This window comes from Filomicrobium sp. (assembly GCF_025698805.1).
Classification (GTDB): Bacteria; Pseudomonadota; Alphaproteobacteria; order Rhizobiales; family Hyphomicrobiaceae; genus Filomicrobium; species Filomicrobium insigne.
This window is the reverse complement of record NZ_JAILWT010000008.1, coordinates 23,140-47,930: the sequence shown is the minus strand read 5'-3', so window position 1 is coordinate 47,930 and position 24,791 is coordinate 23,140. Positions and strand designations below refer to the sequence as shown.

Genomic DNA, 24,791 nt, shown 5'->3' with positions numbered 1-24,791 from the left:
TGTCGCCTTCGCGGTGGCAACCGTCCTCGTGCTGATGACCGGCAAAGGAAAAGGGCGGAATTGATCCGCCCTTCACCGTCTCATTGGCTGCGCTTGGCCAGCCATTCCTGCATCTGCGCGATTTCCGCCTCCTGGGCGGAGATGACCTCCTCAGCAAGTGCTCGCACCTCGGGGTCTGATCCGTGTTCGAGAACGACACGAGCCATGTCGATGGCGCCCTGGTGATGGGGGATCATGCCGCGCATGAAATCCTCATCCGCATCGCCCGTAAACTCGATCGCCATATCGGCATGCATCTTGTCGTTGACTTGCTGGTAGGCGCGAATGACAGGGTTATCCGAATGCGCGGTGGCGCCGTGTCCGGCATGTTCGCCGTGATTCATGGTCGCTCCTTGGCCTTGCTCGTCCATCTGAGACTGTGCGTAGGCGAGTCCGCCAGCAATGACGAACGCGCCGGCAATGAAGATCGGGGTGAGCTTGTTCATGACACAGCTCCTGGTCAGTTTACAGTTGCAGGATAGCCGGCTTCTTCGAGAACCTGCTGAATAGCCCCCGCACTAGCAGTCGTCTCAACCTTGACCGCCCGCGCCTCCGGATTCGTCTCCACCCTGGCGGTGGGGTCGACTGACTGGATCGCCTTGGTGACGGATTTTGCGCAGCCACCGCAGGTCATGTTCTCGATTCTGAGTTCCATGAGAATTCTCCTTGTTTGGTCTCACGTTGCCAAATGTGGGGCTTCCAACCATGGGAAGGTCAATGGCGATTTTTCTCTGTTTGTCCTCTTGACCTTCCCATGGTTGGAAACCCCATCTTCTGTCCGAACTGGAATTTCGGGACAAAAAAGGAGGCGGCTATGAATGCCCCCGTTCGAGCAACAGACCTGTCTGGAACGATATCACTCCCCATTGAGGGGATGACCTGTGCATCCTGCGTAGGTCGTGTCGAAAGAGCCCTCAAGGCCGTGCCTGGCGTCGCCGATGCGGTCGTCAATCTGGCGACCGAAAAGGCGAGCATCACCACGAACGCTGCGGTCGATCCTGCCACTCTCGTCAAGGCCGTGGAGGATGTAGGCTATGAGGTTGCGGCAAGCTTCTCCGCGCCGACGGCAGCCTCGCTTGAAGTGGCGATCGAGGGCATGACCTGCGCATCCTGCGTGGGACGCGTCGAAAAGGCGCTCAAGGCCGTACCCGGCGTCACTAATGCCGTCGTCAACCTCGCGACCGAGAAGGCCACGATCCAGGGCAGCGCCGATGCGGCGGATTTGGTGGCTGCCATCGAGGGCGCGGGATACGACGCCAGGGTGATCGCCACGGCGGCAGGAACCAGCCAGGGCGAGACGGATGATCGTACCGAAAAGAAGGAAGCGGAACGTCGTGAACTGACCCGCGATTTCACCATCGCGGCGGTGCTGACGGTGCCTGTCTTCATCCTGGAGATGGGCTCACACGTCATTCCGGGCATGCATGACCTGATCGCTTCAACCATCGGCATGCAGACGAACTGGTATATCCAGTTCGTGTTGACGACCATCGTCCTGTTCGTTCCGGGTATCCGCTTTTACGACAAGGGGCTGCCCGCCCTGTGGCGGCTCGCCCCCGACATGAACTCGCTGGTCGCGGTCGGCACGCTCGCCGCCTATGGCTATTCGCTGGTCGCGACCTTCGCGCCCGGTTTCCTGCCTGCCGGAACGGTGAACGTCTATTTCGAGGCTGCCGCCGTCATCGTGACGCTGATCCTGCTCGGCCGTTTGCTGGAGGCTCGTGCCAAGGGACGCACCTCCGAGGCGATCAAGCGTCTCGTCGGCCTTCAGGCCAAGATGGCGCGCGTGCGCAGGGACGGCAAGACGATCGAACTGCCGATCGACGCCGTGCTGTCGGGAGACATCGTCGAGGTTCGTCCCGGCGATCGCATCCCGGTGGATGGCGAGGTCATCGAAGGCCAGAGCTATGTCGACGAATCGATGATCACGGGCGAACCGATCCCGGTGTCCAAAACGAATGGCAGCGAGGTCGTGGCCGGAACGGTGAACCAGAAGGGCGCCTTTGCCATCCGTGCGACGGCGGTCGGCGGCAACACGGTGCTGTCGCAGATCATCCGCATGGTCGAGGAAGCGCAAGGCTCAAAGCTACCGATCCAGGCGCTGGTCGACAAGGTCACGATGTATTTTGTGCCGGCGGTGTTTGCGGTAGCGATCCTCACCTTCGCCGCATGGATGTGGTTCGGCCCGTCGCCCGCGCTGACCTTCGCTCTGGTCAATGCCGTCGCCGTCCTGATCATCGCCTGCCCCTGCGCCATGGGTCTGGCGACGCCGACCTCGATCATGGTGGGCACGGGCCGCGGTGCGGAACTGGGCGTGCTCTTCCGCAAGGGCGAAGCGTTGCAGCTGCTCAAGGACGCCAGGGTCGTCGCCGTCGACAAGACGGGCACACTGACCGAAGGCAAGCCTGCGCTCACCGATCTGGAACTGGCCATCGGATTCAACCGGGCAAATGTCCTCGGTTTGGTTGCGGCCGTCGAAGCGAAGTCGGAGCATCCGATCGCCCGTGCGATCGTGGATGCGGCCGCCGGGGAGGACATCCCGCTGCCGGCCGTGTCGGACTTCGAGTCGGTGACGGGTTTCGGCGTCAAGGCCATGGTCGGCGGCAGCCAAGTCGAAATTGGCGCTGACCGCTACATGGCAGACCTCGGCCACGACGTAGCTGCCTTCGCCAAGATTGCCGAACGTCTCGGCAATGAGGGCAAGTCACCGCTCTATGCCGCCATCGACGGCAAGCTCGCGGCGATTATCGCCGTGGCCGATCCGATCAAGGAGACGACGCCCGCAGCGATCAAGGCGCTGCACGATCTCGGCCTCAAGGTCGCGATGATCACCGGCGACAATGCCCGCACGGCAAAAGCCATCGCGGCTCGGCTGGGGATCGACGAGGTGGTGGCGGAAGTGCTGCCGGACGGCAAGGTCGACGCTGTACGCCGCCTCAAAGCCCAGCATGGCAAGGTCGCTTTCGTCGGCGATGGCATCAACGACGCTCCGGCGCTGGCCGAAGCGGATGTGGGCCTTGCCATCGGCACGGGTACGGACATTGCCATCGAGGCAGCCGACGTGGTGCTGATGTCGGGCAGCCTGCAAGGCGTGCCGAACGCGATCGCACTGTCCAAGGCGACGATCGGCAACATCCGGCAGAACCTGTTCTGGGCCTTTGCCTACAACACGGCTCTGATCCCCGTTGCCGCCGGTCTGCTCTATCCGGCCTACGGCATCCTGCTGTCGCCGGTCTTTGCCGCCGGCGCGATGGCCCTGTCGAGCGTCTTCGTCCTCGGCAACGCGCTGAGGCTCAAGACCTTCCGCGCGCCCGCGCAGGCGGAAAGCGGCGCAGTCCGGCCCCGTCAGCCTGAACTTGCGCCTGCGGAATGAGAAACAGGCGAGCCTGCTTCGGCAGGCTCGCCACATGTAAAGGAATGAAGCGATGACCAATACGGGAACTCCGTCAGTGGTGCTGTATACCACGCCAACCTGCCCCGATTGCCATGCCGTCAAGCGATGGCTTGCTGACCAGGGTGTCCCATTCGAAGAGCGTGACCTGTCAGATCCGCAGATCGCCGAAGAGGCGAAAGCGCGGACCGGCGTGCGCGTTGCCCCGATCACGATTGTCAACGAACAGGTCTTCTATGGCACCTTTGCTGACCAGAAACCTCGTCTGGCGGAAGCCCTGTCATCGGGCGCCGCCTGAGGGAGATTGTCATGGGAAGACAAATCGAAATTCGGCAGGCGGGGCGCATCATCGACGTGCCGGATGGCCGAACCATTCTGGAGAGAGCGCTAGAAGAAGGGATCGCATATCCTCATGGATGCCGTTCGGGCCGCTGCGGCTCGTGCAAGTCCCGACTGGTCAGCGGCGAGGTCGATCTTCTGCCGCACACGCGCTTTGCCCTGACGGACGATGAGCGGTCTCAGGGACTGATCCTTGCATGCCGCGCGCAGCCGCTCACGGATTGCACGGTCGCATGGCTCGATGAGGAGGAAGAACAGCTTGATCTTCCCGTCCGCACCTATCGCACGCGGGTTGTCGCGATCGATGACGCAACCCACGACATCCGGCAAATCAGGCTGGAGGTCGAAACGGGAGAGGCCGTCGCGTTCAAGGCGGGCCAGTATGCGCAGGTGACGTTCGATGGCGTTCCGGCGCGCGACTATTCGATGGCGAACCAGCCGGGTCGAGACCATCTCGAATTCCACATCAGGCATGTGCCCGGTGGAGCGACGAGCGAACACGTCGCCAGGTCACTCAAGGTCGGCGACGAGGTTTCGGTTCGCGGGCCGCTCGGCAGTTCGTTTCTGCGCGAACAGCATACGGGTCCAATTCTGGCGGTCGCCGGCGGATCGGGACTGGCGCCGATCAAGTCGATTGTCGAAACGGCGCTGGCAAGCGGCCTGCGGCAGCCGATCCATCTCTATTTCGGGGCACGGACGGAACGTGATCTCTATCTCGTCGATCATTTCAGTCTTCTGGCGAGCACCTACGACAACCTCACCTTCATGCCCGTGCTTTCGGAGGTGAGCCGATCCGATCACTTCCGAACCGGCCTGGTAACGGATGCGATCGTGAGTGACGTGCAGGACCTCAATGGCTGGAAGGCATATATGGCCGGACCGCCTGCCATGATCGATGCTTCCGGCATCATGCTTCGCGAACTGGGCTTGCGCGGCGAGGACATACATGCGGACGTGTTTTTTACGCCCGAAGAAGCGCCTACATAAGTCGAAGAAAGGAACCAGCGATGAACATCGGTAAAGCAGCGGCGGCATCAGGCGTCTCGGCGAAGATGATCCGCTACTACGAATCGATCGGATTGATCGCGGAAGCGTCGCGGACGGATAGCGGATACCGGGATTACTCCGATAAGGACGTGCATACGTTGCGTTTTATCAGGCGTGCGCGCGATCTCGGTTTCTCGGTCGAGAAAATGACGGAACTGCTTGCGCTCTGGCGAGACCGAGACCGGGCGAGCGCGGACGTCAAGCGCGTGGCGCTCGAGCATGTCGAAGAACTTGAACGGAAGGCGCGTGAACTCAGGGAGATGAGCATGACGCTCAAGCACCTTGCCGAGAACTGCCGGGGCAATGCCCGGCCGGACTGCCCGATCATCGATGAGTTGGCGACGACTGATGACCCTGAGACCAGCCCCACACACACCCGCGATCGTTCCGGCGCGACAGGGAACAGGTTCGAGCACACGAGGCCCGTCGTGTCGGCGAAGGCGGAAAGAAGCGGTCACGGTGCCAGGGAGCAATAGCCATGACGCTTGCCGGCGAAATCCTGCACCTGTTCAAACGGGCATGTTCGGACGGCGACATGGAAGTTGCCGAGAAGCTATTGCAGGCTCTTGAACTGATTGATGCGCGAGGGCTCGGCGTCGCAGCTTCGCACAAGCCGTTGTCTCAAGCTTATCTGGCTATCGGAGAACTTCCTGTGCCTCCGAAAAAATGTCAGCGGCATCACTAGGACATCATCCGTTCAATGAGGCCCAAGGATGGATGAGCCGGAAACGGGACGGGTCAATGCCGACTTCGCAGGTCAACAACTGCCCGCGTAGGCGGGACTCCGAAACTCAGCGGCGGCGGGAGACCTCCTCCTGATATCCGCGCTCTCGTTCCGGCCAAGTACTCTTAATAAAAGCGAGGACAGCCCGGATCTCGCCGTCGCTCAGGGCATCGGCAAAACCAGGCATGTCGCTCTCATAGCTCCCTCCGACGATGGCCGCTGTACCCTCCTTGACGATGCGGAACAGCATCTCATCGGCATGGTGCCAGGTGTGGCCGCTCTCGTCGTGCGGCGGTGCGGGCAGCCGACCGGAGGGAGGCGGCGAGCGCCAGTCCGGCTGCCCTTCGAGATTCGCACCGTGGCAAGACGCGCATTGATCCGCATAGACTTGTCGGCCCTGCTCGACGACCTCCGCTGATGCCGCAGCGATGGATTCGGAACGGGCGTAATGCCACCCAGCCAATGTCGCCACGATCGCACCTGCGAGGAGCGACCCTGCCCAGAATGTATTTAGGAGCTTCTTTCGCATGGCACGCATGTTCAGTAACGAGGAATTGCAACGCACGAGATGGCAAGGAGGATTTGCCAGTGGTGCGACACCATTTGCAATAGACATTCCGGTGAGTAGTACCTATCGTTCCAGTATGTTTGCGCGCGTTGTCTCCATGCTTGCCATAATCGGCGTCGCCGTCATGACGATGGCATTCTCCGCGCACGCGGCACGAATGAGCATACCGCCGGAACAGGCTGTGCATGTGGGCGAGATTACAAACTCTGCAGCCGGCATTGAGCCTGCATGCACCAGCAAACACTGCGGATCGGCAGACATGGATGCGGGAACCTGTGAACTGGTTTGTGCAGGTTTTTCAATCTTTCTCGTATCACCGAGCGGTGGTTCTGGAAACCAATACACGTCAACCGCCTATGTTCTGCCGCCTGATGCCAGCATTCCCGGTCGGGCGCTCGGACTGAACGAACGCCCTCCGAAGATCCGTCTCCTCTGATCGCGCCCGGGCATTCGGCCCGCGGCCTTCCGACAGCTTTGAGGAACGGGACTGCGGTCCCGAGGAGACGACCATGAATACCCTTTCACGACGCGGCTTTCTCGCCGCTGGCGCGGCCATGCTGGCCTACGCTCAGGTGCCCCGGATGGCGGCAGCGCAGGACGCCACGCCGCTATCGCTTCGCGCCGCCAGCCGCACGCTCGACATCGACGGACGCGCCGCCACTGTCTGGGGCCTTGCCGGGCCATCCGGACAGGGCCTGACACTCGATCCCGGCATGCCGTTCCGGGTGGATCTAACGAACGAACTCGACACCGCCACACTGATCCACTGGCACGGCCAGATCCCGCCCAATGCGCAGGATGGCGTGCCCGACATGCCCTTGCCGATGCTCGCCCCCGGCGAGACTCGCGCCTATGACTTCGCACCGCTGCCCGGCACCTATTGGATGCACGCGCATGTTCCGCTGCACGAGATGCGCCTTCTGGCCGCGCCCCTGATCGTGCGCAGCGCCGAGGATGTCGCCGCTGACCGGCAGGAGGTGGTACTGTTTCTGCATGATTTCTCATTCAAGGCACCCGAAGAGGTGATGGCGGAGATCAAGTCCGGCCATGGTGCCACGGGCAATCACGGAAGCGGCACAGGCACAGGCACGGGCGGAATGTCAGGTATGAACCACGGCGCGATGGGAAACATGCCGATGACTGGCATGGATCACGGCGCCAAGGGCGGCATGATGGGAATGGGGACCATGGACGGCATGACGATGGACCTCAACGACTACGACTGGGACGCCTATCTTGCCAATGATCGTACGCTCTCGGACCCGGAAGTGGTGCAGGTCGAGCGCGGCGGGCGTATCCGCCTGCGGGTCATCAACGCCGCTGCGGCGACGGTGTTCTGGCTCGACACCGGCGAAGCGCAGGCCCGGCTCGTCGCGGTTGATGGCCATGCCGTTCAGCCGCTCTCCGGCACGAGGTTCGGTCTGGCCATGGGCCAACGGCTCGACCTTGAGATCGACCTGCCTTCGGAGGGCGGTGCCTGGCCGATCCTCGCGCTGCGAGAAGGCGCGCGGGAGCGCACCGGTCTGATCCTTGCCACTCCGGGCGCCGAGATACGGCACATTGATGCTTTGGCAGAGACCGAAGCACCGGCCTTTGACACCGACCTTGCGCAGGAGACGCGCCTGATCGCTTCCGAATCCTTGCCGGAGCGGCCGGTGGACCGCAGCCACATGGTGATGCTGGGCGGCTCGATGCAGCCCTATGTGTGGACGATCAACGGTGCCGTCTGGGGCCAGCATCGCCCGGTTACCGCGAGGCGCGGCGAACGGATCGTGCTGTCCTTCCACAATATGTCGATGATGGGTCACCCGATGCATCTCCACGGCCATGTGTTCCAGGTCGTCGGGCTGAATGGACGTGCGGTCACGGGCGCGCAGCGGGACACGGTGTATGTGCCGCCGATGTCGATGGTCGACGTGGCACTCGATGCCGGAGAAGCCGCGCGCTGGATGCTGCATTGCCATCACATGCCGCATCTTGAAACAGGCATGATGACCGAATTCGCGGTCAGCGCATAGGCAGCGTGCTGGCAGGAGGACGCCGGCACCGGCGTCCTCCTGTGCAACAAGGAGGTGAACCCTATGTCAATGTCTCACGGCGGTCATGCCGGCCACATGCCGGCGAGTGGTGATCGCAAAGCGCTCGTCATTTCGGGCTGGCTTACCGGCCTTTACTTCATCGTGGAACTCGGGATCGGCATCTGGACGGGCTCAGTCGCCGTCATGTCGGATGCCTTCCACACCTTCTCGGCCGTGGGCGGCGTGCTCATTGCGCTGGTCGCCATGCGTCTGGGTGAGCGAAAATCCAGCCCCTCGCGCACCTTCGGCTACATTCGGGCGGAGATCCTGGGGGCCCTCTTCAACGGCCTCTTCCTCGTCGCCATGGCTCTCTACGTGCTGTGGATGGGCGCGATGCGCCTCATGGAGCCCATCGAACTGGCCACGACGCCGATGTTGATCGCCGCAGCGGGCGGCATCGCCACCGAGCTTGTCGCGCTCTGGCTCATGTACGAGCGCCAGAAGGACAACCTGAATATGCGGGGTGCGTATTGGCACATCCTGCAGACCTTCGTCGGCAGCTTCCTCATCATCGTCTCGGCGCTGGTGATCCGATTCACGGGCTTTGTGGCCATCGATCCGCTGCTTGGCATGGCCTTCGGACTGCTGCTGCTCTGGGCTTCCTGGGGTATTATGCGCGAGGCATTGCACATCCTGCTGCAAGGCACGCCCGAAGACCTCGACTTGGAGGCCGCCATCGAGGCCATACGGCAGCTAGAGGGGGTTACCGACGTGCACCACGTCCATGCCTGGAGTCTGACATCCGGGCGCAATGTATTCTCAAGCCACGTCTGCGTTGGGGACTTTCAGGAAGGCGAACGGGTGCTGCGACAAGCAAGCAATCTCCTGCGCGAGCGTTTCAACATCTACTTCTCGACGTTGCAGATCGAGGAATACTGCCTCGACGGCGAGGACTCTGCGGCCGAGATTGACATCATGCAGTCTCAGACGGGGCAAGAACGGACCAGCATCGGAAAGATCCACGACAATCACTGATTGGCAGGAACCCCGGATTCCGATCACCTCTTGACCTTCCAACGGTTGGAAGGCGCAGAATAGGCGAAGAGCAAGCTTAGGATAAGACGCCGAGGAGGCGTGAAAATGGCCAGCAAGACCGAACACGATCACCAGAATCAGAGTCACGCTCATTCCGCCCAAGGTCATGCGCATGATCACGGGGCCGTCGCGCAGGACGACACGCACAAGGTCAAGGACCCGGTCTGCGGCATGATTGTCGATCCCCACACGGCCCAGCACAAGGCCGAGCATGCGGGCCGGCCCTATTATTTCTGCTCGGCCGGGTGCCGCGCGAAGTTCCTGGCCGAGCCCGAAAGCTATCTCGATCCGGCGGCGGCGGAGGTAGTACCGATTCTCGAGGGGACGGTCTATACCTGCCCGATGCATCCTGAGATCCGGCAGGACGGCCCCGGATCATGCCCGATCTGCGGCATGGCGCTGGAGCCGGTACTGGTCAGCCTTGAGGCCGAGCCCAATGTCGAACTGATCGACATGACACGCCGCTTCTGGATCGGCCTCGTTCTGGCGATCCCGGTGTTCATTCTCGAGATGGGCGGGCATCTGTTCGGGCTGACTCATGCCATCGGGCAGCAGGTCTCGAACTGGCTGCAACTGATCCTCGCAACGCCGGTCGTTCTCTGGGCGGGCTGGCCGTTCTTCCAGCGTGGCTGGCAGTCGCTCGTCAACCGCAGCCTCAACATGTTTACACTGATCGCCATGGGCACGGGAACGGCGTGGATATACAGCGTCGTCGCCACGCTGGCGCCGGGCATCTTCCCAGATGCATTCCGCCAGCATGACGGCTCGGTCGCGGTCTATTTCGAGGCGGCCGCGGTCATCACTGTGCTCGTGCTGCTCGGGCAGGTGTTGGAATTGCGGGCGCGCGAGAGCACCAGCGGCGCGATCCGGGCGCTGCTCGACCTCGCCCCCAAGACCGCCCGGATCATTCGTGACGACGGCACCGAGGAGGAGGTTCAACTCGACACCGTTCGGGTCGGCGACCGCCTGCGGGTGCGTCCCGGCGAGAAGGTGCCGGTCGATGGCGAAGTTCTGGAAGGACGCAGCGCCGTCGATGAATCGATGGTGACTGGCGAGTCGATGCCGGTCACCAAGGAGGTCGGCGCCACCGCCATCGGCGGCACCATGAACCAGTCCGGCGCGCTGGTGATCGAGGCGAAGAAGGTCGGCCGCGACACCATGCTGTCGCAGATCGTCCAGCTCGTCGCCGAGGCGCAGCGTAGTCGCGCGCCGATCCAGCGCCTCGCCGATCAGGTGTCGGGCTGGTTCGTGCCGGCGGTGATCGTGGTCGCAATCCTTGCCTTCATAACCTGGTCGATCTGGGGTCCGGAGCCGCGCTTCTCCTTCGGTCTGATCGCGGCGGTTTCCGTGCTGATCATCGCCTGTCCCTGTGCGCTCGGGCTGGCAACGCCGATGTCGATCATGGTCGGCGTCGGGCGTGGCGCACAGGCGGGCGTGCTGATCAAGAACGCCGAGGCGCTGGAGCATATGGAGAAGGTCGATACCATCATAGTCGACAAGACCGGTACGCTGACCGAGGGACGACCCGCCGTCACCGCAATCGTGCCGGCGCCGGGGTTCACCGAGGACGAGGCTTTGCGGCTTGCCGCCAGCGTGGAGCGGGCCAGCGAGCATCCGCTGGCGCTGGCCATCGTTCGCGCTGCCGAGGAGCGGGGGATCGTGACCGCACCGGTCGCGGATTTCGACTCGCCGACCGGCAAAGGCGCCTACGGCACGGTCGAAGGCAAGCGCATTCCCCTTGGAAATGCCAAGTTCCTAGCCGAGCAAGGCGTTGATGTCGCCCCACTGGCGGATGAGGCCGACCGGCTGCGCGAGGACGGGGCAACCGCGATCTTCATGGGAGTGGACAACCGCATCGCTGCCATCTTCGCCATCGCCGATCCGGTCAAGCCCTCGACGCCCGAGGCGCTTGCCGCGCTGAAGGCGCAGGGAATCCGCGTTGTCATGCTTACGGGTGATAACTGGACCACGGCCAAGGCGGTCGCCCGCCGGCTCGGCATCGACGAGGTCGAGGCCGAGGTCCTGCCCGACCAGAAAAGCGCGGTCGTGCAGCGTCACAAGGCGGCAGGCGAGGTGGTGGCGATGGCAGGCGACGGCGTGAACGACGCACCGGCGCTGGCGGCGGCCGATGTGGGCATCGCCATGGGCACCGGTACCGATGTGGCAATGGAAAGCGCAGGCGTCACATTGCTCAAGGGCGATCTCACGGGCATCGTCCGCGCGCGCCGGCTCTCGGAGGCTGTCATGCGCAACATCCGCCAGAACCTATTCTTCGCCTTCATTTACAACGCGCTCGGCGTGCCGGTGGCGGCCGGGGTGCTCTACCCGTTCTTCGACATCCTGCTGTCGCCGATCATCGCGGCCGCCGCCATGGCGCTGTCGTCGGTGAGCGTCATCGCGAACGCCTCCCGGCTGCGGGTCACGAGATTGTAGGAGGCTGACGTGGGCGAAGGTCCTCCATCTGGAAAAATTGGTGACGATGGTGGCGCCAACAGCCCGGATACCGTCCCATCCTTGCGCTAAGTCAAAGTCTGCGGCGAAGGGGGCCGCTATGAGTATCTTTGCGACGGAAGGGCAGAACAGGCCATGATGCAATGTCATGATGTCGGGCGGGATGATGTGGGGCATCGTTCTTCTGGTGCTCGTGCTCCTTACCGCCGCCGCTTTGATCAAATACGTATTTTTCCGGTGATCCAGCTTTGACGAAGTTGCGGCCCAGATGGAGGAACTGAGATGCAAACCATCCATATGATCAGCAGGCGCTCCTTCCTCGCCAGCGCCACCGCGTTCCCCCTCCTGCTCTCAACGGCGGGAACGGTTCGCTCGGCAGGACTGCCTCTGGTGACCGTCACCAAGGATACGAATTGCGGGTGCTGCGGCGCATGGGTCGAGCATATCGAGGCGGCCGGCTTCCCGGTGAGCGTCGTGGAATCGAGCGAGGTCGAAAGCCTCAAGCAGCGGCTCGGCGTCCCGGCGGCGTTGTACTCCTGCCATACGGCCGAAGTGGACGGCTATGTCATCGAAGGACATGTGCCGGCCGCCGCGCTTCGCCGCCTCCTGGCCGCGCGCCCGCTCGCGACAGGGCTTGCGGTTCCCGGAATGCCCGCCGGCTCCCCCGGCATGGACTTTCCCGGCGTGGTCCCCGAGCCATACGAGGTGTTCCTGTTCGGCCCTTCCGTCCAGAAAACCTTCGGGCGTTTCCGCGGCGCGCGGGAGATCTGAGTGGAACGGTGCTCATGATCCATCCGGTCGCCATCAGTCCGATCCAGAACCGGGCCTGCGGGGCAGACCCTGCCTTTGTCAGGAGCTCTGGTTGCCTGGGCTCGGATACTGACGGCCGCAAGGATGTCATCTGGTGCGTGGCAACTCTCCATCCCGACCTCGACAAAGAAGCCAAGCCATGAGCAGGAGCTCGACTGCGGCTTTCGGATCGAAAGGCGACTGGCTCCGCCAGTTCCTGACAGGCCTGCTGCTGCTTGCGTTCAGCGCTTTTGTTTTCCTGGCAGCGGCGCATGCCAGCCCGGGCACACACGGCTCGTATCAGGATCAGACCGTTGCGGGTGCACAGCATGAGGCCCATTCGAATTACTCCGACGACCGAAGCAAGGCTGCGGACGAACGATGCTGTCACACTGAAACGGCGCCGGACCGCGATTGCGGCCAGCTCTGCACCATTGTTGCCCTGCTACCCGAGGCGCCGCCTGTGATGCCATCCTCGGACGGCGAGCCATTGCTCGGTTTCCAGGCCAGCGATCTGGGCCGAAATCCTTCAGTCCTCCTGACACCACCGCGTCTGACCGCCCCTGCGTAGTGAACGCATCGGCCGGGAGGTGTTCTTCTCGGCACTCAAGCAGCAAACAGTCAGACGAAGCCACGGTAGGCGCGCGTCCAGAAATTAGACGCGGCTCTCCGGTGCCAAAGGATGAACCATGACGTACCGAACAATAGTTGCCCTTTCTGCCAGTCTCTTGATGGGAGTCTCCGGCGCTGCTCTGGCGCAGCAGGCAGAGCATGACGCCCATCACCCTCAGACGCCGCAGGCCCAGGAGGAACGGGCCCCTGCCTCCATGTCCACTTCAGGACAGATGCCTTCGATGCAGGACATGCCGAAGGAATGCCGGGCCATGATGGAGACCATGCCCCAAGCGTGCATGGACGCCATGCAGCAGATGATGCAGGGCGGCATGATGCACGGTGGGATGGCCGCTCCCCAAGGCGGAGAGTCGGCTCCAGCCGACGCCGATGTCGCCGACTTCACCAAGGCCTATGTCGATGCGATGGAGGAGATGCACGGTCCGATGATGGAGGGCGTCATGGCCGAGGACCCGGACGTCGCTTTCATCCGGGGCATGATCCCGCACCATCAGGGTGCGGTCGACATGGCGAAGATCGTGCAGCGATACGGAGATGACCCGCAGACAAGAGAGTGGGCGTCTCAGATCATTGAAGCACAGGAACGTGAGATCGCCGAAATGCAGGCGTGGCTGGACAGGAATGCCGGCCAGCAGCCTGCCGGCTTGGTCGAGACAGGCGGAACCGTGTACTCCGCCAACGAGGGCGACAATTCGATCAGCGCCATCGAACTCGGCACGGGTTCGGTCGAGACGGTGCAGATCGGAGTCTCACCGCACAATGTCGATCGGACACCGGACGGGAGGCTGTTGCTCGCCGTCGGGAGCGCTGCCTCCGATCACGCTCACGGATCGGATGACCAGGGACATGCCGATGCCGGCAACGGGCTTCTGGTGGTGCTCGATCCGCAGCAGCTGTCACAACCCGTCGGCACTGTAGAAGTCGGTGCGCATCCGGCGCATGTCGTCGCCGATCGTAGCGGCCGCGCCTATGTTTCGCTGTCCGGCGGGAACGAGATTGCGGTCGTTGATCTCGCAGCGGCTTCGGTGATCGAGCACATCACGACCGGAGCCTATCCGCACGGGCTGCGCCTCAACCCGGATGAGAGCGAGCTCTATGTGGCCAATGTCGAGGACGGCTCGGTCTCCGTCATCGACACGCAGGAGCTGACCGAGGTTGCGCGCATTCCGGTGGGCGCAGCGCCTGTTCAGGTCGGGTTCACGCCCTCGGGCGATCAGGTCTACGTCTCTCTTCGAGACGAGAACCGGGTGGCCGTCATCGACACCGCATCCCGCGAGGTGACGAACAGGATCGACGTCGGGCCGAACCCGATCCAGATGTTCGCCACCCCGGATGGAGCCTACGTCTATGTGGCCAATCAGGGCACCGAGGCGGAACCGAACGACACGGTCTCCGTGATCGAGATTGAGTCCGGAAACGTGATCGAGACGATCACCACCGGGAGCGGCGCCCACGGCGTCTCGGCATCGGCTGACGGGGCATTCGTGTTCGTAACGAACATTGCCGATGACAGCGTTTCGATCATCGACGTGGCGAGCCAGGAAGTGCTCAAGACCGTGCCGGTCGGCGATCGCCCGAACGGCATAGTCTACGCCGGATCGAACCAGTAAGCAGCGCGGCGCCGGAGCGAAACAGCTCTGGCGCCAGACTTGAGAATTGAGAATAGCTATTGGCGTCGATGAGCAGAGCCGGCGTGCATGACGAACTTCGAGGCAGCACGGCATTGGTTGCAGACATCGGAACTGATCTTGTCGCATATGCCGCCCTTTTCGTAAGCGCGTTCACGTCGGCGACCCTCCTACCAGGGTCGTCCGAGGCAGCGCTCCTGACTCTTCTAACAATGGGACAGGCCAACCTCGTCACCCTAGTGGGCGTCGCAACGGCAGGAAATGTGCTCGGCTCCTTGGTGAACTGGGCGCTGGGCAGGTTCCTCTCAGGGTTTCGAGACCATCGCTGGTTTCCGATTGACGACAGGTCATTTAGCCGTGCATCAGATTGGTACGGACGTTATGGCGTGTGGTCTCTACTCTTGTCCTGGCTGCCGATTATCGGCGATCCGCTGACAGTTGTGGCAGGAGCACTGCGAGTTGACCTTTCTCGTTTTCTCATATTCGTGTCGATCGGCAAAGCGGCACGCTATCTCTTTGTCGCCGGCGCATTTCTCTGGTGGAGCGGTTCTTGAGTGTACTTGCACGTCGAGTCGAGCTGTTGAGAATGGCGGAGACGAAGGGGCGCAGCCGAGCCGCCACCGCGCCCAGAAGCCTCACGCGGCCGCCGACTGGTCCTTGCGTTCGGCCGGATAGCCTGCCTCGGTTAAGGCGGCGGGGAGTACCTGCTCGTCCACCTTCGTGGTGACCGTCACTTCGCGGGTGGGTGGATTGGTGGTGACATCAGCCGCCGGATCGACGCTCAGAAGCGCGTTGTTGACCCGGCGCGCGCAGCCGCCGCAAGTCATGTCGGGAGCAGTGAATCGGAACATGCGAACTCTCCTCTGTTGGGCGTTCACGGACAAATCTGGTCCTTGCCACGTTGGCAAGGTCAAGGGTCAACGAGGAAAAATGATATCGCGGCCAAGGCGGCCTTGACCTTCCCATTGTTGGAAGCCCCATCTGGGGTGCAATGGATCAGGAAGGAAGCATGTCAAGACGAACCTTGTTCCGGCGAATTTGCTGCTAGGACCGTCTGACCGCCGCCCGTTCCTGCCGCGCCAGGCCGCTCGGCCCGTCCGTGAACGACGAATCTGGTCATGTCATGGCCAGCTAGACCACTGATCGCCATTGCCTGATCGGCGCTTCTCGCATGCAAAATGTGGGCGATGTGCAGCTCATCGGCTTATAGATCAAGTTTCAGCGGATTTGGGAAGCAATTTGTTCTTGACCTTCCAGCCGTTGGAAGGATTAGGGGTCTGCGACATCTGAACGCCCCATGAAAAATAACAGGAACTCCGGATGTCTACGCTCTCCCCCCAAACGCCGAAGCCTCCGGTGGCTTCGTCACCTGCAAGCACGACATTGCCGCTGGCCGTCATTGCGACGGCTCAGCTCATGGTGGTGCTTGACGATACCATCGCGAACATCGCCCTGCCGACACTCCAGAACGAACTCGGAATGTCGGCTGCGAGCCTGCCTTGGGTGATCAACGCCTACGTTCTCGCCTTTGGTGGACTGCTGCTGTTCGGCGGCAGGTTGGGCGATATCTATGGCCGGCGGCGCATGCTGCAGGCGGGCATGGCGATCTTCACCATTGCTTCCCTGTTCGTCGGGCTTGCCCAGGACAGCATGAGCATAATCGCGTCACGCGGTCTACAGGGCGTGGGTGCGGCGCTGACGGCCCCCAATGCTCTTGCCTTGATCGCGACGACCTTCCCCGAAGGCAAGGCGCGCAACGGAGCGATGGCCGTTTACGGAGCAATGTCCGGCCTTGGTATCATCGCCGGGCTGATCCTCGGCGGGCTGCTGACGGGGCTGCTGGGCTGGCGCTGGGCCTTCTTCATCAACATTCCCATCGGCCTGGCTGTGCTGGCGGGGTCAAGAACGCTTGTCGAGGCGGAACTGCACAAAGGCCGCCCGGACTTCACCGGCGCGCTCACCAGCATTGTGGGCATGGCCGCGCTCGTCTATGGGATCACCCGTGGCGGCGAACATGGCTGGACGGACAGCATCACGCTCGCCTCGTTCGCTACCGCCGCGATCCTGCTGCCGCTGTTCCTGATCTTGCAGTCGCGCAGCAAAGACCCGCTTCTGCCGCCACGTCTGTTCAAGGAGCGCAACCGGGCGGGTTCCTACCTCGCCATGCTGCTGCTGGGCTTCGGTCCGATGGGGATGATCTATCTGCTGACGCTCTATTTGCAGCACATCCTCGGCTACAGCCCGATCATGACCGCGCTGGCGTTCCTGCCATTCGGTGCGGGTATTATCGTTGGGGCCATTGTCAGTTCCAAGCTTGTCACGCGGTTTGCGCCGCGCGAGGTGGCAGCGCCCGCCGCACTAATAGGCGGCGCTGCCTTGTTCTGGCTCGCCAATATCGGACAGGAACTCAACTATATGTGGCACTTCATGCCCGCGGCCTTCCTCACCGCTTTCGGTTTCGTGGGGGCCGTGATTGCACTGGCGCTGACCGCCGTCAAAGGCGTGCAGACACAGGAGACGGGCATCGCATCGGCGCTCTTCAACGCCTCGCAACAGATCGGCGTCGCCTTGGGGCTGGCCGTCCTTTCGACCATCGCAGTCTCTGCCACGGCTGGCAGGTTGCCGGGTGCACTCGCCGCCCTCTATCGCGGGCGGGAGACGGGTGACGCCGGGCTAGTGAGATCGGCCAGCGATGCGCTGATCCACGGTTATGGTCTTGCGCTTGCGGGAGCTGGAGCTGCCCTCGTGATTGCCGCAGTCATTGCCGCGGTTCTGGTCAACGCTAAGAGGGGACAGGTTTCTACCGGCACGATCGCTGTCCATTGACAGGATAGTCATTAAGCCTACGGCGCGGTTCCGTGGCGCGCTACCCGCCGTAGGCCTTGCGCAGACGCCTGCTTGGACGAATTGCAAGCGGAGCGGTTGACATACAACATATGAACACATATTCATGTGTTGTATGTCAACCGCATGAGCCCTGAAATGTCCCATTCACACAGCCATGGTCATTCTCATGATGACCATTCCCATGATCACTCCCATGCGCCGACCGTCACGAGCGATAATGAGCGCAAGGTCCTTCTCTCGTTCTTCCTGATCCTCACGTTCATGATCGTGGAGGTGATCGGCGGTCTGATCTCAGGATCGCTGGCGCTGCTCGCCGACGCTGGACATATGCTGAGCGACGCGGCTGCGCTGGCGCTAGCTTATGCCGCCTTTCGGTTCGGACGGCGGGCGGCAGACTCCAAGCGGACCTTTGGCTATCTGCGTTTCGAGGTCCTTGCCGGTTTTATCAACGCAATCACGCTATTCGCGATCGTCGTCTGGATTGTCTATGAAGCCTGGCAGCGCTTTCAGGAACCGCATGTTATCCTCGCGGGTCCGATGCTTGGCGTCGCCATTGCGGGGCTCCTCATCAATATTCTCGTGTTCTGGATTCTGACGCGCGGAGATACCGAGCACGTGAACATCAAGGGTGCCATCCTTCATGTGTTGGGCGACCTCCTCGGCTCTGTGGCAGCGGTTTCAGCCGCCATCGTGATCATGTACACGGGTTGGACGCTGATCGATCCTATCCTCTCGGTGTTTGTCTCCCTGCTGATCCTGCGCGCCGCGTGGAATCTCCTCGGCAAGTCGATACATATCCTGCTTGAAGGTGCGCCAGATAACGCGACGCCCGAGAAGATCGAACGCCATCTTGTCGAGAACATCGCTGACGTGGCGTCGGTGAGCCACATCCATGTCTGGTCGATCACGTCCGGGCGGACCTTGGCCACCCTACATGTGCGGCCGAAAGCCGATGTCGATGCTCGCTCGGTGATGCGCGCGGTCGAGCGTGAGTTGAAGTCACAGTTTAAGATCGAACATCCGACCATCGCCATCGACTGGAATGACGATGCGGACGCGTGCAGCCTGTCGCAAGCCTCTGCCTTGACGGGGCACGCGCATGGGGATCGACACGACCATGATGGGCATCACCACAACCATGGGCCTGAGCATGTCCACAGCAAGCAGGAGCATGAACGTTGAAGCAAGCCCCGTCCCTGTCGCAGAACGACGTAACCGTACTGGCAGAGACTTTTCGCCTGCTGGGCGATCCTACACGGCTGAGAATTCTGCTCTTTTGCCTGCCGGGTCCAAAGTCCGTCGGCGACATTGTTGAGAGCCTGGGACTGTCGCAGACACTGGTTAGCCACCATTTACGCCTGCTCAGAGGTGCACGGCTCGTCAGGGGGGAGCGTCGGTCAAAGCAGGTTTTCTACGAAGTGGCAGACAGTCACGTGAGCGACATGCTGATCGACATGGCAACCCACATCGACGAGGAGCACTTTGATGACTGACAAACAAGGCTTCTTGGCGATGTGATGCCTGTACCGCTGAAGAGCGGGCCGCTAATGCGTTCGTTGAAGCAGGCAGCAGCACTTATCGCCGACACGGCAATCTTCACGCTGCGGTTAAGACCGGGACTTAAGCAATTTCGGTCTTGACCTTCCAATGGTTGGAGGCTGCACGATCTTGCTTGATACCCGTTTCGTCAATGCAAGGCGGCAGAAATGAAGGACCAAGCGAAGAACCGTTCGTCCGTCGACAAATTATTCGGCTCGCTGATCGCGGAAGGGTACGTTTATGCAGATGATGCCGCGGACCTCGATGATGGTGCCGACATACGGATTCGTTTGGGCTTTCTCCAGACATTGATGTTGGCGACCAGAAGCAAGGTGGCCGCATAATGCGGAAAGGGGTCAAGTGTTCGGATAAAGTCGAGCTTCGCCATCTCCGCTATTTCGTGGCTGTGGTCGAGCATGGCAGCTTTCGCAAAGCAGGAGCTGCGGTTGGACGGTCGCAAGCTGCAATCAGTCGGTCCATTGCCAAGCTGGAAGACGAGATTGGCGCCTCCTTGTTTCACCGGCATACATGGGGCGTATCGCAAACCTATGCCGGCCAGCGATTCCTCGTACACGCCCGCAGGGTCATCAGGACTGTTGGAGAAGGCGCTCGAGAGGTTGCCTCCGCAGGTCGTTCTGAAAAGGGACGTGTCCGGATCGGTATTTATTCCTCGATCGCTTCCGGCTTTTTGGCGGAGTTGCTGGAAGTTTACGGCAGGCGACATAGCGCGGTGAGAATCGAAGTGGCTGACGGGAACCCCGCAGAGCATGTCGCAGCGATCCGGCAACTCAATCTCGACGTCGCCTTCATCACTGGAACACGAGACTGGCCGGATTGCGAACGCGTCCTCTTGTGGTCGGAGCGTGTGTTCGTGGTCTTGCCTGACCATCATGCCTTAGCCAACAGGGAGGAAGTCGTATGGCGCGATCTGGCCGACGAGTCCTTTATCGTCAGCGAGACTGCTCCGGGACAGGAAATTTACGATCATCTGGTGCGGCGGCTGGCGGATCTCGGCAGGCATCCCGAGATCCAGGTGCAATATGTCGGTCGGGATAATCTGGTGCCGCTTGTCGCCCTCGGCCGAGGGCTGACTTTGGTGAGCGAAGCCATCACCGTCGCACAATTTCCGGGTGTGGTTTACCGACCGATCCTCGGCGAGGTTCTGCCCTTTTCGGCCGTCTGGTCGGCGAGCAACGACAATCCCGCCTTCCGTCGCTTTCTCAGTCTGGCGAAAGCAATGGCCGTCAGACCTGCGACTTCGGAGACAGGACGGAGCGCCGTGCTTTCGTGAACCCCCTGTCAGTGGCGATAAAGCGCTCCAACATTGGCACGATCAGCCTGACAGGATCAGCGGCGGGTTGGCCGGTCTCGCGGGCCAGCACCTCGGCATAGGTCGCAAGATCGCGATGAAGCGGCCCCGGCAGCTCTACCGTAACCTTGACGGGCTTGTCCTCGACGATGGGACCGAGTTTCAGTTTTGTCATGCTCAACCTCCTGCGGGCTCGAATACCAGGTCGCGGGTCACAATAATCCTGACCGGAAAGCCGGGCCGGATGGTGAGCGTCGGCGCGACCTGCAATTGGCGCTGGACGATCTGCTGCCCGGCCTGATTGACGGTATCCTGTGCGCCGTCGCGAATGGCGCGGATCAACCGGTCCTCGTCGCTGGTCGCCAGCTCTGTACCGACCGCGAGCAGTGTGGAAAGCCCTGCCGCTTTCATCAGATCCCACCAGTGATAATCGACGCCATCCTCAAGCCCGGCGTAACCGGAAGCGTCCGCGCCCGGCAGGCGCTCCAGAACGATGGAGCGGCCGCCCGGCAGGATCAGGCGATTCCACACCAGCAGGACGCGGCGCTGGCCGAAGGTCACGCCGTCATCATATTGGCCGATGATGCGCGTTCCCTGCGGGATCAGAAGCAGCGAGCCGGTCGGGCTGTCATAGACGTTTTCGGTGACCTGCGCGGTGATCTGGCCCGGCAGATCGGAGCGGATTCCGGTGATGAGTGCGGCCGGAATGACGGCTCCAGCCTGAAGGATGTAGGGCGATGCCGGCGGCGTGACGCGATCTGGCGCAACCGTCTGTCGGTCGACCGGGCTATTGAGGAAAGCCGCGTGCCTGTTCTGCCCTGTGCCGTCCGGCTGCAAGCCTATCCCGGCTATTCCTGGCATGGCCGTTCCCGCTGTCCCGCCAGAACGCGACCCGGACTGGAAGAACACGTTGCTCAAGCGCGCGGCCTCTTCCTCGGCGCGGCGGCGCTCCTCTTCGGGATCGACGGCTGGTGTGGTGATTGCCGGAGGCGCGACTGGCTGCCCCCGGTTCTGCGCGTCGAGGATCGGACGGCCAAGGTCGCCCGGCAATGCCGGTCCCAGGACGGGGCCGGTATAGTCGCGCGGCAGACCGGCGAGGCCGTCAGCCGTGGGTCGGTTTTCGGTCGAATAGAGTTCGCCGCCACCCGGCCCCGCATCGCGGGTCTGGAGCGCATAGATCAAGGTTCCGGCGATGCCGAGAAGCGCGACCGCGCCAACGCTTGCCAGCAACTTTCGGGACAGGCGGGTGACACGAGGCGGCTCGGCGCGCAGGCGCATGGGGGCGGCGGTATCGGTATCGCTCATGACGACGATCCTCCCGTGGTCGTGCTGGCTGGTTCTGCTGCGGCCTGCGTCGGGTTGATGCGGACGATCCTGACCACTTGCTGCCGATCGCCGCTGCCAAGGCGCAGTTCGGCCGCACCGAACAGGCGGTCCACGATCAGGACATTCTGGTGGACACGGCTGTTGACGATCTGCGTTTCTCCGTCCGACCCGATGACGAACAAAGGCGGCATTTCGCCCTGCACGATGCCGCGCGAGAAAATGACATAGACGCGGCGGCCATCGTCGAAGACGGAGAGCGGCCGCCATGGCGGGCTGTCGCCCCGCACCTGCAATCCGTAGCGATAGTTCCGCGCCGCCTCGGCGGGGATGATGGGCGCGGCGGGCGTGGTGGCACGGCTTCCCGCCGGCGCCGCGGGATAGGCCCATGCGACGGAAGGCATGTAGAGCGATTCCCGCGCGCGCAGCTCGATCATGTAGGTGCGCCGGTCGGTGGTCACGACAAGGTTGGTGGAAATGTCCGGGCGTGTCGGCTTCACGAGGATGTGGACGCGGCGGTTCGCGCCCGAACCGGATTCGGTGTCGCCAATGATCCATCGTGTCGTATCCCCGGCCGCAATAGGTCCCGCGCCGGTCAGGCTTTCGCCCGGCGCCAGCGCGATATTTGTGATCTGGCCGGGGGCCGCATAGACCTGATAGAGCGCGCCTTCGCTCCACGGATAAATCTGGATGGCGTTGTAATAGCCCTCACGGCGAGGTTCGACACGGGCGGCGGCATTGGCGTTTTCGACACGGCCGTCCGGAGTGCTGGCAGCAGTTCCGCCCCGCGCGACCGTCCAGGCCGGCGGCGTGTGAAGCGGCCGGGGCCGGTCGTCGGTGGCGACCGTCTGCACGGTGGGCAGCGGCGGCACGTCGGCGTCATAGTTGAATTGCGGCGTCCGGTTGGTCGCGCAGCCGGCCAACATGGTCGCGGAAAGCAGCAAAGCCGCGAAAGCGGGTTTACGGAAAACCGGAAAACCGGCTCTACGGAAAGTCGTGCGGGTCATTGGCTCATCTCCCGCGACCATGAAATTGCGTTGATGTAGATTCCCAGCGGATTGGCGCGTAATCGTTCGGCATCGCGCGGGGGCTGGATCACGACAGTCAGGATCGCGGTCCATCGCTCGGTCGTGGAAAGCTGGCCGTTCTCGAAATGGCGTTCGGTCCAGGCGACGCGGAAACTGTCCGGCGAAGCCCGGATGACGCTCGACACCTCGACGGCGATCTGCTGGCGGCCGACCTTGGTGAAGGGATCGTTGGCCCGCGCATAATCGTTCAAGGCCGCCGCGCCCCGGTCGGTGGTGAACTCGTAAGCCCGAAGCCAGTTCTGCCGGACGATGATCGCGTCCGCCGGGATCGCGCGGACCTGCTCGATGAAGCGGCCGAGATGGAAGGCGATCTGCGGATCGGTCGGGCGATAATCGGCGTTCGCGGGCGCGACAGCCTGCGCCTGACCGAGATTGTCCACCTGCACCACCCAGGGCACGACGGTTCCACGCGCCGATTGCCAGACGAGCGCGGCGGCAAAGCCGGCCGAGAGGATCAGACAGCCGAACGCCATATAGCGCCAGTTCTTCGCCTGCACGCGGGCCGAGCCGATGCGTTCGTCCCAGACCTGTGCGGCTTTTTGATAGGGAGTCTCGGGTTCCGGCACCTTGCCGTAATGGGTCGTCGGTCGTTTGAAGATGTTCATGTGCGGTCACTTTCGGAAAGGCTGACGGAGGAGCCGCCGCCGTGGCTGTCGCCGGATCGGACAGCATGAGCAGCAGCCGTGACGCCGTGGCTCATGGCCCGGCCACGCCGCATCTGCTGCGCCCAGGCCGGCGGCCCATCAGGGGTTGAGGGGGTTGACGGCGCAGGCGACGAATCTCTGCCGACGGTGCCCATGGTCGACGTGCCGCCGGATGCCGCGAATCCGGCTTTCGCACCATCGGAATAGCTGGATTTCAGGCTGTCGCTGGCGCGGGAGGCGGCGCGCTTGAGTGGTGAAACGGCGGCGGAGGCTCCGGCGCGCGCCACACCGCCAAGGCCGGAGGCGACCCCGGCCGTGCCGGACCCGCCCAAGGAGCCGAGGGTATAGGCGGACGAAGCCGCACCGGCGGCCGAGGCACCGCCGCGGGCAAGTGCTGCCCCGCCCGAGAGTGCGGCTGCGCCACCCCGCGCCGCGAGCATGGTCGCGCCACCGGCTGCGATCGCAGCGCCGCCAACCGCAAGGCCAGTCCCGACGGCGGCGCCGGCACTGAGTTGCGGGCCTCCGGAGACGAGGCCGGTGGCGATGCCGGGGCCGAAGATGCCGAGGCCGAGAAGGGAAAGGGCTGCCAGCACGATCGCCATGGCGTCGTCGATTGTCGGGGTCGCACCGCCGAAGCCTGCGGTAAACTGGCCGAAGAGCGTGGAGCCGATGCCGATGATGACGGCGAGGACCAGCACCTTGATACCGCTGGAGATCACATTGCCCAGCACCCGCTCGGCCATGAAGGCGGTCTTGCCGAACAGGCCGAATGGAATCAGCACGAAGCCGGCCAGCGTGGTCAGCTTGAACTCGATCAGCGTGACGAAAAGCTGGATTGCCAGGATGAAAAAGGCCAGCACCACCAGCGCCCAGGCGAACAACAGGCACGCGATCTGGATGAAGTTCTCGAAGAAGGCGATCCAGCCCATCAGGTCCGAAATAGATTCCAGCAGCGGGCGACCGGCGTCCAGCCCGGTTTGGGCAACGCGGCCGGGGCGCAGCAGATCGGCAACCGAGAAGCCAGTGCCGGACGCCATGAGCCCGAGCCCGGCGAAGCTCTCGAAGACGATCCGTGCGAGATTGTTCCAGTTGCTGATGAGATAGGCGAAGACGCCGACGAACAGCGTCTTTTTCACCAACCGCGCAATGATGTCGCCGTCGGCGCCCCAGGCCCAGAACAGTGCGGCGAGCGTCACGTCGATGACGATCAGCGTCGTGGCGATAAACGCCACCTCGCCGCCGAGCAGGCCGAAGCCGGAGTCGATATAGCTGGTGAAGATGCCGAGAAAATTATCGATGACCCCCGTTCCGCCCATGGC

The 24,791-nt window shown here is 62.7% G+C and carries 29 protein-coding genes; 19 read left to right on the top strand and 10 right to left on the bottom strand.

Annotated features, from left to right (window positions below; all coding sequences use genetic code 11):
* Positions 1–80 precede the first annotated feature (80 nt).
* Complete coding sequence (gene copM / locus K5845_RS17740) at positions 81–485, bottom strand: CopM family metallochaperone (RefSeq protein ID WP_213506229.1); 405 nt, start codon at positions 483–485, stop codon at positions 81–83.
* A 14-nt stretch (positions 486–499) separates the two neighbouring features.
* The gene (locus K5845_RS17735) at positions 500–694 is read right to left on the bottom strand and encodes a heavy-metal-associated domain-containing protein (protein WP_012092684.1); all 195 of its coding nucleotides are present in this window, start codon (positions 692–694) and stop codon (positions 500–502) included.
* A gap of 159 nt (positions 695–853) precedes the next feature.
* Between K5845_RS17735 and K5845_RS17730 the strand changes: the two genes are divergently transcribed.
* Genes K5845_RS17730 through K5845_RS17710 form a run of 5 tightly spaced genes read left to right on the top strand, consistent with a single transcriptional unit; the run spans position 854 to position 5,501 of the window.
* The gene (locus K5845_RS17730; protein WP_012092683.1) at positions 854–3,412 is read left to right on the top strand and encodes a heavy metal translocating P-type ATPase; all 2,559 of its coding nucleotides are present in this window, start codon (positions 854–856) and stop codon (positions 3,410–3,412) included.
* Positions 3,413–3,464: 52 nt separating this feature from the next.
* Positions 3,465–3,728, top strand: coding sequence for a glutaredoxin family protein (locus tag K5845_RS17725; RefSeq protein WP_012092682.1), 264 nt, complete (start codon positions 3,465–3,467; stop codon positions 3,726–3,728).
* Positions 3,729–3,739: 11 nt separating this feature from the next.
* Positions 3,740–4,756 carry a 2Fe-2S iron-sulfur cluster-binding protein gene (locus tag K5845_RS17720; protein ID WP_012092681.1) on the top strand — a complete coding sequence of 339 codons (1,017 nt, stop codon included), beginning with the start codon at positions 3,740–3,742 and terminating at the stop codon, positions 4,754–4,756.
* Between the two features lie 20 nt (positions 4,757–4,776).
* Positions 4,777–5,292, top strand: a complete 516-nt coding sequence (gene cueR, locus K5845_RS17715; protein ID WP_012092680.1) for a Cu(I)-responsive transcriptional regulator — start codon at positions 4,777–4,779, stop codon at positions 5,290–5,292.
* Between the two features lie 2 nt (positions 5,293–5,294).
* Positions 5,295–5,501 carry a hypothetical protein gene (locus K5845_RS17710; RefSeq protein WP_028034408.1) on the top strand — a complete coding sequence of 69 codons (207 nt, stop codon included), beginning with the start codon at positions 5,295–5,297 and terminating at the stop codon, positions 5,499–5,501.
* 106 nt (positions 5,502–5,607) lie between these two features.
* On the opposite strand, the gene K5845_RS17705 is transcribed toward K5845_RS17710, so the two are convergent.
* On the bottom strand, positions 5,608–6,069 hold the full coding sequence (locus K5845_RS17705; protein ID WP_028034407.1) for a c-type cytochrome: 462 nt from the start codon (positions 6,067–6,069) through the stop codon (positions 5,608–5,610).
* Between K5845_RS17705 and K5845_RS17700 the strand changes: the two genes are divergently transcribed.
* From K5845_RS17700 to K5845_RS17660, 9 genes are all read left to right on the top strand, one after another.
* Positions 6,068–6,544, top strand: coding sequence for a hypothetical protein (locus K5845_RS17700; RefSeq protein ID WP_197057541.1), 477 nt, complete (start codon positions 6,068–6,070; stop codon positions 6,542–6,544). The genes K5845_RS17705 and K5845_RS17700 overlap by 2 nt on opposite strands.
* A gap of 73 nt (positions 6,545–6,617) precedes the next feature.
* Positions 6,618–8,126 carry a multicopper oxidase family protein gene (locus K5845_RS17695; RefSeq protein WP_012092678.1) on the top strand — a complete coding sequence of 503 codons (1,509 nt, stop codon included), beginning with the start codon at positions 6,618–6,620 and terminating at the stop codon, positions 8,124–8,126.
* A 63-nt stretch (positions 8,127–8,189) separates the two neighbouring features.
* Positions 8,190–9,161: a cation diffusion facilitator family transporter gene (locus K5845_RS17690; RefSeq protein ID WP_012092677.1), complete on the top strand. Its 972-nt coding sequence runs from the start codon at positions 8,190–8,192 to the stop codon at positions 9,159–9,161.
* A gap of 105 nt (positions 9,162–9,266) precedes the next feature.
* The gene (locus K5845_RS17685; RefSeq protein WP_012092676.1) at positions 9,267–11,654 is read left to right on the top strand and encodes a heavy metal translocating P-type ATPase; all 2,388 of its coding nucleotides are present in this window, start codon (positions 9,267–9,269) and stop codon (positions 11,652–11,654) included.
* A 300-nt stretch (positions 11,655–11,954) separates the two neighbouring features.
* Positions 11,955–12,443, top strand: a complete 489-nt coding sequence (locus tag K5845_RS17680) for a DUF411 domain-containing protein (RefSeq protein ID WP_012092675.1) — start codon at positions 11,955–11,957, stop codon at positions 12,441–12,443.
* A gap of 14 nt (positions 12,444–12,457) precedes the next feature.
* The gene (locus K5845_RS17675; RefSeq protein WP_186398809.1) at positions 12,458–12,625 is read left to right on the top strand and encodes a hypothetical protein; all 168 of its coding nucleotides are present in this window, start codon (positions 12,458–12,460) and stop codon (positions 12,623–12,625) included.
* Positions 12,622–13,032 (top strand): hypothetical protein, encoded by a 411-nt coding sequence (locus tag K5845_RS17670; protein WP_028034404.1) that lies wholly within the window; start codon positions 12,622–12,624, stop codon positions 13,030–13,032. The genes K5845_RS17675 and K5845_RS17670 overlap by 4 nt, the downstream gene beginning before the upstream one ends.
* A 118-nt stretch (positions 13,033–13,150) precedes the next feature.
* Positions 13,151–14,704 carry a CopM family metallochaperone gene (copM, locus tag K5845_RS17665; RefSeq protein ID WP_151665536.1) on the top strand — a complete coding sequence of 518 codons (1,554 nt, stop codon included), beginning with the start codon at positions 13,151–13,153 and terminating at the stop codon, positions 14,702–14,704.
* A 68-nt stretch (positions 14,705–14,772) separates the two neighbouring features.
* The gene (locus tag K5845_RS17660; RefSeq protein WP_012092672.1) at positions 14,773–15,276 is read left to right on the top strand and encodes a YqaA family protein; all 504 of its coding nucleotides are present in this window, start codon (positions 14,773–14,775) and stop codon (positions 15,274–15,276) included.
* An 81-nt stretch (positions 15,277–15,357) separates the two neighbouring features.
* Here K5845_RS17660 and K5845_RS17655 read toward each other — a convergent pair whose 3' ends face one another.
* The gene (locus K5845_RS17655; protein WP_012092671.1) at positions 15,358–15,573 is read right to left on the bottom strand and encodes a heavy-metal-associated domain-containing protein; all 216 of its coding nucleotides are present in this window, start codon (positions 15,571–15,573) and stop codon (positions 15,358–15,360) included.
* Between the two features lie 360 nt (positions 15,574–15,933).
* Positions 15,934–16,122, bottom strand: coding sequence for a hypothetical protein (locus tag K5845_RS17650; protein ID WP_287959646.1), 189 nt, complete (start codon positions 16,120–16,122; stop codon positions 15,934–15,936).
* Between K5845_RS17650 and K5845_RS17645 the strand changes: the two genes are divergently transcribed.
* The 5 genes from K5845_RS17645 (at position 16,043) to K5845_RS17625 (ending at position 20,399) form a co-directional block, all read left to right on the top strand.
* Entirely contained in the window at positions 16,043–17,548 is a 1,506-nt protein-coding gene (locus K5845_RS17645) for an MFS transporter (RefSeq protein WP_012092670.1), read from the top strand. The two genes, K5845_RS17650 and K5845_RS17645, sit on opposite strands and share 80 nt — an antisense overlap.
* A 156-nt stretch (positions 17,549–17,704) precedes the next feature.
* Positions 17,705–18,751, top strand: a complete 1,047-nt coding sequence (locus K5845_RS17640; RefSeq protein ID WP_040128397.1) for a cation diffusion facilitator family transporter — start codon at positions 17,705–17,707, stop codon at positions 18,749–18,751.
* On the top strand, positions 18,748–19,062 hold the full coding sequence (locus K5845_RS17635; protein ID WP_012092668.1) for an ArsR/SmtB family transcription factor: 315 nt from the start codon (positions 18,748–18,750) through the stop codon (positions 19,060–19,062). The genes K5845_RS17640 and K5845_RS17635 overlap by 4 nt, the downstream gene beginning before the upstream one ends.
* Before the next feature lie 213 nt (positions 19,063–19,275).
* Entirely contained in the window at positions 19,276–19,452 is a 177-nt protein-coding gene (locus tag K5845_RS17630) for a hypothetical protein (RefSeq protein WP_012092667.1), read from the top strand.
* Positions 19,452–20,399 carry a LysR family transcriptional regulator gene (locus K5845_RS17625; RefSeq protein ID WP_012092666.1) on the top strand — a complete coding sequence of 316 codons (948 nt, stop codon included), beginning with the start codon at positions 19,452–19,454 and terminating at the stop codon, positions 20,397–20,399. Before K5845_RS17630 ends, K5845_RS17625 begins: the two co-directional genes overlap by 1 nt.
* Here the strand turns inward: K5845_RS17625 and K5845_RS17620 are convergent.
* The 5 genes from K5845_RS17620 to trbL are packed head-to-tail and all read right to left on the bottom strand — an operon-like array spanning position 20,353 to position 24,788.
* Positions 20,353–20,592 (bottom strand): DUF2274 domain-containing protein, encoded by a 240-nt coding sequence (locus K5845_RS17620; RefSeq protein ID WP_012092665.1) that lies wholly within the window; start codon positions 20,590–20,592, stop codon positions 20,353–20,355. The genes K5845_RS17625 and K5845_RS17620 overlap by 47 nt on opposite strands.
* 2 nt (positions 20,593–20,594) lie before the next feature.
* Positions 20,595–21,722: a TraB/TrbI/VirB10 family type IV secretion system protein gene (locus K5845_RS17615; protein ID WP_012092664.1), complete on the bottom strand. Its 1,128-nt coding sequence runs from the start codon at positions 21,720–21,722 to the stop codon at positions 20,595–20,597.
* Complete coding sequence (gene trbG, locus K5845_RS17610) at positions 21,719–22,747, bottom strand: P-type conjugative transfer protein TrbG (RefSeq protein WP_012092663.1); 1,029 nt, start codon at positions 22,745–22,747, stop codon at positions 21,719–21,721. Before trbG ends, K5845_RS17615 begins: the two co-directional genes overlap by 4 nt.
* Positions 22,744–23,433 (bottom strand): conjugal transfer protein TrbF, encoded by a 690-nt coding sequence (gene trbF / locus K5845_RS17605; RefSeq protein WP_012092662.1) that lies wholly within the window; start codon positions 23,431–23,433, stop codon positions 22,744–22,746. Before trbF ends, trbG begins: the two co-directional genes overlap by 4 nt.
* Positions 23,430–24,788: a P-type conjugative transfer protein TrbL gene (trbL, locus tag K5845_RS17600; RefSeq protein WP_012092661.1), complete on the bottom strand. Its 1,359-nt coding sequence runs from the start codon at positions 24,786–24,788 to the stop codon at positions 23,430–23,432. The genes trbF and trbL overlap by 4 nt, the downstream gene beginning before the upstream one ends.
* Positions 24,789–24,791 lie beyond the last annotated feature (3 nt).